Genomic DNA, 8,392 nt, shown 5'->3' with positions numbered 1-8,392 from the left:
CATAAAAAGCGCCAATCGGCGAGGATCAATGTGATCATCCGGGACGGAACACTTAGCTGTCCATCTTCAAAGCGGAGATGAACGCCTCCTGCGGAATGTCCACTTTCCCGAACTGCCGCATCTTCTTCTTCCCGGCCTTCTGCTTGTCCAGCAATTTCCGCTTCCGCGTCGCATCACCGCCATAGCATTTCGCCGTCACGTCCTTGCGCAGCGCCGCCAGGGTCTCCCGCGCGATGACTTTCCCGCCAATCGCCGCCTGGATCGGAATCTTGAACATGTGGCGCGGAATCAGGTCTTTCAGCTTTTCGCACATTGAGCGCCCGCGCGCCTCGGCCCGATCGCGGTGCACCATCATCGACAGCGCGTCGACCGGTTCGTCATTCACCAGGATCGACATCTTCACCAGAGCGTCCTCGCGATAGCCGATCAATTGGTAATCGAAGCTGGCATAGCCCTTGGTCACCGATTTCAGCCGGTCGTAGAAATCGAACACCACCTCGTTCAGCGGCAGGTCATAGACCACCATCGCCCTTGACCCGGCATAGGTCAGGTCCATCTGCACCCCGCGCCGGTCCTGGCAGAGCTTCAGCACATCGCCGAGATATTCGTCGGGCACCAGGATCGTCGCCTTGATCCGCGGCTCCTCGATATGATCGACATGGGCCAGGTCGGGCATGTCGGCGGGGTTGTGCAGCTCCTGCATGGTGCCGTCGCGCATGTGGATATTGTAGATCACCGAAGGCGCGGTGGTGATCAGGTCGATGTCATATTCCCGCTCGATCCGGTCGCGGATCACCTCAAGGTGCAACAACCCGAGGAAGCCGCAGCGAAAGCCAAAGCCGAGCGCGGCCGAGGTCTCCATCTCGAAGGTAAAGCTGGCGTCGTTCAGTGCCAGTTTCTCGATCGCGCTGCGCAGATCCTCGAATTCCGAGGAATCGACCGGGAACAGCCCGCAGAACACCACCGGGATCGACGGTTTGAAGCCGGGCAGCGCGGCATCGCAGCCCTTCTTTTCGGTGGTGATGGTGTCGCCGACGCGGGTGTCGCGCACCTGTTTGATCTGCGCAGTGATATAGCCGATCTCGCCGGGGCCGAGGTCAGGCACCTCGACCATCTGCGGTTTGTAGACGCCAATGCGGTCGATCTCATAGACGCCGCCGGTGCGCATCATCTTGATCCGCTGGCCTTTTTTCAGCACCCCGTCGATCACCCGGACAATCACCACCACGCCGAGATAGGGGTCGTATTTGCTGTCCACCAGCATCGCCTTCAGCGGCTTGGTCGCGTCGCCGTCCTTCGGGGCGGGCAGCCTTGTGACAATCGCCTCAAGCACGTCGGGAATGCCGACGCCGGTCTTGGCGCTGATCTCAACCGCGTCATGGGCCTCGATCCCGATCACGTCCTCGATCTGCTCCTTCACCCGGTCGGGCTCGGAGGCCGGCAGGTCGATCTTGTTCAGCACCGGCACGATCTCATGATCCGCGTCGATCGCCTGATAGACATTGGCCAGGGTCTGCGCCTCGACCCCCTGGGTGGCATCGACCACCAGCAACGACCCCTCGACCGCCTGCATCGAGCGGGAGACCTCATAGGCAAAGTCGACATGGCCGGGGGTGTCGATCAGGTTCAGGACATAGGTCTTGCCGTCCTTGGCCGGATATTCGATCCGCACGGTGTTGGCCTTGATGGTGATGCCACGCTCACGCTCGATATCCATCGAGTCGAGCATCTGCTCCTGCATATCGCGTTCGGCCACCGTGCCGGTCAGCTGGATCAGCCGGTCGGCAAGCGTGGATTTGCCGTGGTCGATATGCGCCACGATCGAGAAGTTGCGGATGAGGGATCTGTCAATCATGGCTGGGATATGCGGGGGAAATCGTTCGCGGTCAATGGGTGTGAAAAACCCGCCTAGGGTTGCCGAAGCGACACACGAGTTCAAGGTTTGTGATGTGCAGCGACCTACGATCCAACCATCATCAACGTCAGAAAACCAAACTCAAGATCGTCACGACAAGAGTGAATGCAATTGCGCTTCGACATAAATTCGCGGTGCTGGCCCAGACGCCCGTAGTTTGAACACCTTAGCCAATTTACCGCCATGATGCTTGTGCGTGTAATGCGGTGAACCGTCCGTCCCAATAATAACGATGTCAGTTTTTCGTGAGGGTGACGCTTGAACACAAGCGCCGAGGTCTTCCAGTCTAAGACTAACCTTCGCGCGGGAGCCAAAAGCGAAGCCACCGGTCAAGACGATGTTGCTTCCTTCTAGAGTGGATTCGTCAATCTCATCAAGATCTTGAATGACCGGGATAGCCTCAGAACTTGGGATACCTGTGTCCGCGTAACTGTCGCCAACCAAAGCGGTAATCAGGTGACTGATTTCCTGAGACTCGCCGGGGTCAATTTCCTCATTTTGCAGCGAGTCGACCAGAACGTGCCTCAGTGCCTCTATGCGTGGATCACCTTGCAAGTCGTGCTCCATTTCCATCCGGTCGAGCAAAGCGCGCGCCTCGCGCGTGGTGATTATAGCGTCACAATTGACTCCCGCGCAGAAACCAAGGAGTCGGTTTGCTGCTGAGCGCGGGCAGTCAGCGTCGATGCGGGCGCTTCGCACCTCAGCAATCAGCGTCAAAAGCTGGAGAAGCTCCGCTGGCGTATTCTCGTGCCCGGCGGATGCTTCCATAACGATCTCCGCCGCATCCTCGTCGCCGACCTGACGACAAATGGCTACGCATTCAGCCAAGAGCGGTTCCAGTTCCGTGGTGTCGACGCGAGCATTTGCCAACACCCCATCAATAAACCCAACAAAAAAGCACTCATTCTTTGCGGTGTTCATCCTTTCATGAATAGAAAAGAGAACCTTAGATTCATATGATATCTTCTTTTTCATGCGCTTGAACCACTGAAACATAATTACTGTTAGAACTGAGCCGATATTTGAAATGATAATGCCTTCTTTGTGGTTCCGTCTAGCACTCAAAATCCAAGGCATTTCCAGTGGAAATCGAGACAACCAGATAGGGAGGTTCGACCGCCGCTAACGCATTCGTGAAGCGACTTTACCGCGGGCCACACTATCCTTTGCACCACAGCAAGGAGGCCCCCAATGCTCACACGCCGTTCATTCCTGATCACCGGCAGCGCCGCCACCGGCGCCACGCTGGTCCTGCCCTATGCCGCCATGGCCGCGGCCCATGCCAGCCATGTCTATGAGGCCGCCGATGGCGCGGTCACCATTCATCCCGTCGCCCATGCCTCGTTCGTCATGGAGACCCCGGCGGGTGTCATCTATGTCGATCCGGTCGGCGAGACCGCCGCCTATGCCACCTTCCCGGCCCCCGATCTGATCCTCGTCACCCATCATCATGGCGATCACTTCAAGCCTGACACACTGAGCGCGCTTGCTGCGCCTGCGACTGTATTGCTGGTCAATCCGACGGTGCATGGGCAACTGCCCGAGGCGCTGAACCCCCGCGCCACCGCGATTGCCAATGGCGAATCCGCCGAGGCTCTGGGCCTGATGATCGAGGCGATTGCCGCCTATAACACCACCGAGGACCGGCTGAAGTATCACCCGCAAGGCCGTGACAACGGCTATGTGGTGAATTTCGACGGGCTGCGCGTCTATATTGCCGGTGACACCGAGGATATCCCGGAAATGCGGGCGCTGAGCGGCATCGACGTGGCATTTCTGCCGATGAACATGCCCTATACGATGTCCGAAGAGCAGGCGGCTGCGGCGGTGGCGGCGTTCAAGCCGAAATTCGTCTACCCCTATCATTACCGCGACAGCGACCGCGATAAATTCGCCGCGCTGGTGGCGGCAGACGGCACTGGCAGTGAAGTGAAGTTCGCGCCCTGGTATGGCGAGGCGATGCAGGGCTGAGCGCCTTTCGCCGGTTTTTCGGGCATCGCCCCCGGCCCTGGGCGAGTCTTTGCCAGCCCGCCCAGGGCAATGTTGAAAATTGACCCAAATTCGTGCTATGGCAAGGCCCGAGGCACCGGGAAACCGACATCAGGATCGGCACCCGACAGTAACGGGACACAGACCACCAATGACACGATTTACGCTTTTGGCCGCTGCGGCCTGCCTGTCTCTCGGCGCATCCGTCGCCCAGGCCGGGCCGATCAATCGCGCCTGTCTGGCCAGCGACCGCTCTGGCGCCAGCCGCGCGGTTTGCGGCTGCATCCAGAACGCCGCCGACAAGACCTTGACCCGGCAGGATCAGCGCCTGGCCGCCAAGTTCTTTCGCGAACCTGACAAGGCGGAAGAGGTCCGGATGTCGAAATCCAACGGGAATAACGCCTTTTGGGACCGTTACACCAAATTCGGCGCCGTTGCCGAATCCAGCTGCTCCTGAGCCCTACTTGACGGCCAGCGTCGTGATCAGCCCGCGCGCGCAGTGCTCGATCAGGTCGAGCGTCGCGTCGAACGCGCGGGTGTAATAGGGATCGGGCACCTTTGTTGCACCGGTTTCCGGGGCGAAATCGGTGAACAGCCGCACCGGCGCGGTCTGCCCCCGGGGCGCAATTGCTCGATCATTGCCAGATTGTCACCGTCCATCGCCAGGATCAGATCGAATCGGGTGAAATCCGCCACGTCGAATTGCCGCGCCCTGAGTGCGGACAGGTCATAGCCGCGCGCAAGCGCCGCCGCCTGCATCGGCGCATAGGGCACCTCAATCTGCACGAACCTGGAAGGTGCCTCTTCCATCCCGAGACCCTTGGCCATGGTCCTCTCATAGTCGGAGAATGGACGACCCAGCGCAGACCACCGGGATGCCGTGCGTGCCCAACCCTGGTTGGCGTCAATCGCGACAAGCTGTGAGGTCGTGATCCAACCGCCCGCAAGTGTCGGGTGCCCCGACACCATGCCCCACAAAATGGGTGCCCCACGTTGAGATACATGGGGTCGCCAATAGTTCAGCGCGGGTGCAACGGCGAGGTCAGTTTCGGAAGGATCACCATCGGCAGCTTTGGCGGCGGAACGTGTCTTCTTGGCCCAGTGGGGTTGAGCAGGTTTCTTGGTCAAGGCGAGCGCGACAGCCGCATGGCGAGGATGCAGCGCGTCGTTGCACACATGGCAACCGTCAGCCACCAGCGCTTTGCTTTCCCCGTAAGACCGAGGGCATTCTTCTCCTCATCGCTGAGGAAGTTGAGAATGCCTGAGTCGGCGAGTAGAGATATCAGATCAATCTTCCAGGTATCCAGTTCTACACGCTGGAGGGGGCGCGTGAGGGCGAGGCCGATGCCGACCGGAGCGTGCTTGCGTCGCGCATACTCAAGCCCTTCTCGAGCGACATCGCATTGATACGGGTCGAGCGCTAAAATCGCCTGACGCACGGTTTCCTTTGAAGGCCGCACAAGTTCCGGCCGAGCCTCTGCACGCCGAGTCGCATTCTCCTTGTCGAAGGCGCGCCTGACGTCATCGTAAATCGTAGCCTGCGTCTTGCGCTTCGGGGTCATGTAACCGCGGACACATTCCGCTAAGATCACCATGGTCCGAGGGCACAGCCGCCTGCTGTAATTTCCCCTCTTTGGCGTTCCGTCAATTAAGCCGGAAATCCCGAACCTCTCGTATGCAGCCAGCCAGCGGCGTAAGGTGCGTGGGCTGAACTCGGGAATGGTAACTGAACCTTTTGGCTTGCTGTCATCCTCGTATTGGCTTCCGCCCTTGAGTATTTTGGTTGCGCGACCGGTGATCGTATCTTCCACGGCCTTGATGGCCGCATCATTTCGACAGACTCGCCCTTCCTTCTCGAGCTCGAGAAACGCGCGGACAACGCCTTCCTTCCCTCTCGCACGCTGGTGTTGTGCCGCGGGCAACAAAGACAGGAGTTCACTTGGTTGCTCGAGACGGGTCTTGGCGTTCGCGGGAAGTAAGGCTTCGCGCTCATGCTGCACGCGACCGAGATCCACCAATCGGGCAAGTTCTGCTCCGTTCATTCAAACTGGGGATGTCGCGCGGTCAGGCGGTCGGATCACTTCTAACACGGGCTTCTACAACGAAGTCGGCTTGGCGCAGAGCATGCTCTGGCCACGTGGAACGATGTGCATAACGATCGCCGCGAATATTGCTGACAGTGGCATCTTGGAGTTCGATGCTTGTTTCCCAGATAGCGTTGTTGGTCTGGTGCCTGCTTCGATGTTCGATAGCGCTCGTTATTTCGAGTATTTCATCCGGACCGCAAAGACGAACCTCTTGGAATTTGCCCCGGCGACCGCACAAAAAAACATCAACCTGGGCATTCTCGAGACGGTCTTAGTTCCTCTCCCGCCCCTCGCCGAACAACAGCGCATCGTGGCAAAGGTTGACGCCCTAATGGCTCTCTGTGGCCGCTTGGAGGCCGCCCTGATCACCGCCGACACCACCCGCACCCGCCTCCTCGAATCCCTCCTCTACGAGGCGATGGAGCCGGCGGTCGGCGTTCTGGAGGCCGCCGAATGAGCGAGGATGTCGACTGGGCGCAGGTCGCGATCCTGCTCGACGATCTCTATACGGCCGCCGATCGCCTCGAGCGGCTGTTCCCGGGACGGAAGTTCACACTCGACGGTCATCTTGTTGGCAGCATCGGCGAAGTCACCGCCGCATACATGTTCGATCTCGATCTTAACCCGGCTTCCACTTTAGGCCATGATGCCCGATCTCGCGATGGACGGAACGTGGAGATCAAGTTGACCCAAGGGCGAGGCGTCGCCATCCGTCACGAGCCAGAACATCTGATCGTCCTTCACCGCCCCATGGGTGGCCCGATGAAAGTGATCTTCAACGGGCCGGGCGCGATCCCATGGGCGGCATCGGGCAACATGCAGAAGAACGGTCAGAGACCAATTTCGCTGTTCCGACTTTCGTTTCTCTCGAATGAAGTAGCCGACCACGATCGCCTACCGGTCTTGAGGGAGCCGCCTGTCTGACTGCGAGCCGCAACCGAAGAAATACCTTGGAGGAGTAACGACAATGAGCAATGGCTTGCCAGAGGGTAAACGTATCCGAATCCGTTCGTTTTACGGCTTCGGCCCCGAGGATGATGGCTACGTCGGGTGGTCGCAAGAACAAGCCCGCGACACTTATCTGCGCAAGCTTAGCGATGGCGATCTTCTCATGATCTACGGCGCCAGCACAGCGGATACCGAAAAAACTCTGCGCTCCTACGTGCTGGGGTTCGTCGAGATCGAGGCCAAGCCCATTCGCGATACGGATAAAGCATCTGCCTTCGGGCAGCAGATAAAACGGGACAAAGGTTGGGCTGACCGCTGGACCTATGCCATCCCGATCAAGCGCGCCTGGCGAACCGAGGAGAAGGTGATGATCGGCCGGATCGCCTTCAACTCCTACCGCCCGGAGGCGGGGCAGGCGCTTGCTGTCCACGGGGCCGAACTTGACAAGTCAGAAGTCGCCAAGGCGCTAAAGATCAAGGTCCGTGAGGTAAACGTGTTCGGCGAAGACCCAGTCACGGACCAACATGCGTCAGCCATGCCCTTCGGGCAGGTCTTCGAGCCGTCACGGGCTTTCCCTGGGAGTAAGGGCGAGCGCACCGCAACTTATGAGGATGGAGACACATACCTCTACCTTGCGGAGTATGACGGCGACGGCCACGCCTTCGTCGGTCGGAAGAAGTCATTCGGCGATAAGGCGGTCGCCCTGAAGATCGGCGTGTCAAACGATCCGAAACGTCGATGTGACGAGCTGAACGCAGGCATCCCGCCAGCGGCTTTGGGCCGGTGGGTCCTGCGTGTCAAGTCGCAACCGTTTCCGGACATGAAAAGCGCAGAGCACGCTGAGGCAGCGTTCAAGGATCAGTGCGGAAGCCACCTTGAGAGCCTCGGGAAAGAGTTCTTCTGGGGCCATCTTGACCACGCCGAGACGCTGTGCTGGTCGCTACCGGGGATGTCACGTTTCGGGACGAAGTAAGCAATGGACACGACTTGATGGTCAAATGGTCATCGGAATAGGTCCGATGGTCAGGTTTTGATGGTCGCTTCAACCGGGCCACCGGATTGCCCTAGCCGCATTTCGAATAGCCACAAGAGGCGCAGGTCATGCAGCCTTCGATCATCATCATCTCGAACTGGCCGCAGGACGGGCAGGCCTTGCCGCGCCGACCATTGTCGAGACCGACAACCTTGGCCTGCGGATCGGCCTTCAGGCCCAGCCCCTCGCCCTCGATAAAGCCGATGGCGATCATGTGCCGCTCGATCACCCCGCCGATGGCCGCCAGGATCGAGGGGATGTATTTGCCCTGCACCCAGGCGCCGCCGCGCGGATCGAACACCGCCTTCATTTCCTCGACCACAAAGGACACATCGCCGCCACGCCGGAACACCGCCGAGATCATCCGGGTCAGCGCCACGGTCCAGGCGAAATGCTCCATGTTCTTGGAGTTGATGAACA

General features: G+C 59.4%; 8 protein-coding genes and 3 pseudogenes. 5 read left to right on the top strand and 6 right to left on the bottom strand.

Annotated features, from left to right (window positions below; translation table 11 throughout):
• Positions 1–52: 52 nt before the first annotated feature.
• Positions 53–1,855 (bottom strand): translation elongation factor 4, encoded by a 1,803-nt coding sequence (lepA, locus tag P1U48_RS17890; protein WP_301070652.1) that lies wholly within the window; start codon positions 1,853–1,855, stop codon positions 53–55.
• 150 nt (positions 1,856–2,005) lie between these two features.
• Positions 2,006–2,911: a BRCT domain-containing protein gene (locus P1U48_RS17885; RefSeq protein ID WP_301070650.1), complete on the bottom strand. Its 906-nt coding sequence runs from the start codon at positions 2,909–2,911 to the stop codon at positions 2,006–2,008.
• A gap of 195 nt (positions 2,912–3,106) precedes the next feature.
• On the opposite strand from P1U48_RS17885, the gene P1U48_RS17880 reads away from it, so the two are divergent.
• Together P1U48_RS17880 and P1U48_RS17875 are read left to right on the top strand one after the other, a co-directional pair.
• Entirely contained in the window at positions 3,107–3,886 is a 780-nt protein-coding gene (locus tag P1U48_RS17880) for an MBL fold metallo-hydrolase (RefSeq protein WP_301070649.1), read from the top strand.
• Positions 3,887–4,055: 169 nt separating this feature from the next.
• The gene (locus P1U48_RS17875) at positions 4,056–4,361 is read left to right on the top strand and encodes a hypothetical protein (protein ID WP_301070647.1); all 306 of its coding nucleotides are present in this window, start codon (positions 4,056–4,058) and stop codon (positions 4,359–4,361) included.
• A 3-nt stretch (positions 4,362–4,364) separates the two neighbouring features.
• Here the strand turns inward: P1U48_RS17875 and P1U48_RS17870 are convergent.
• The 3 genes and pseudogenes from P1U48_RS17870 to P1U48_RS17865 form a co-directional block, all read right to left on the bottom strand.
• Positions 4,365–4,675 (bottom strand): annotated as a pseudogene (locus P1U48_RS17870) (low molecular weight phosphotyrosine protein phosphatase); the annotation flags it as partial.
• A 57-nt stretch (positions 4,676–4,732) separates the two neighbouring features.
• Positions 4,733–5,080, bottom strand: a pseudogene (locus P1U48_RS18240) (DUF6634 family protein); the annotation flags it as partial.
• Positions 5,029–5,946, bottom strand: a complete 918-nt coding sequence (locus P1U48_RS17865; protein WP_301070654.1) for a hypothetical protein — start codon at positions 5,944–5,946, stop codon at positions 5,029–5,031. The pseudogene P1U48_RS18240 and the gene P1U48_RS17865, both read right to left, overlap by 52 nt.
• Between P1U48_RS17865 and P1U48_RS17860 the strand changes: the two genes are divergently transcribed.
• Genes P1U48_RS17860 through P1U48_RS17850 form a run of 3 tightly spaced genes read left to right on the top strand, consistent with a single transcriptional unit; the run spans position 5,864 to position 7,912 of the window.
• Positions 5,864–6,448, top strand: coding sequence for a restriction endonuclease subunit S (locus P1U48_RS17860; protein ID WP_301070645.1), 585 nt, complete (start codon positions 5,864–5,866; stop codon positions 6,446–6,448). The two genes, P1U48_RS17865 and P1U48_RS17860, sit on opposite strands and share 83 nt — an antisense overlap.
• Positions 6,445–6,915 carry a hypothetical protein gene (locus tag P1U48_RS17855; RefSeq protein ID WP_301070643.1) on the top strand — a complete coding sequence of 157 codons (471 nt, stop codon included), beginning with the start codon at positions 6,445–6,447 and terminating at the stop codon, positions 6,913–6,915. The genes P1U48_RS17860 and P1U48_RS17855 overlap by 4 nt, the downstream gene beginning before the upstream one ends.
• Positions 6,916–6,958: 43 nt before the next feature.
• On the top strand, positions 6,959–7,912 hold the full coding sequence (locus P1U48_RS17850; RefSeq protein WP_301070641.1) for a GIY-YIG nuclease family protein: 954 nt from the start codon (positions 6,959–6,961) through the stop codon (positions 7,910–7,912).
• A gap of 91 nt (positions 7,913–8,003) precedes the next feature.
• Here the strand turns inward: P1U48_RS17850 and P1U48_RS17845 are convergent.
• Positions 8,004–8,392, bottom strand: a pseudogene (locus P1U48_RS17845) (ribonucleoside-diphosphate reductase, adenosylcobalamin-dependent); the annotation flags it as partial.

The sequence above is a fragment of the Pseudooceanicola sp. genome, from assembly GCF_029213205.1.
In the GTDB taxonomy this organism is placed as follows: domain Bacteria; phylum Pseudomonadota; class Alphaproteobacteria; order Rhodobacterales; family Rhodobacteraceae; genus Pseudooceanicola.
This window is presented reverse-complemented; position numbering and strand designations above follow the sequence as displayed.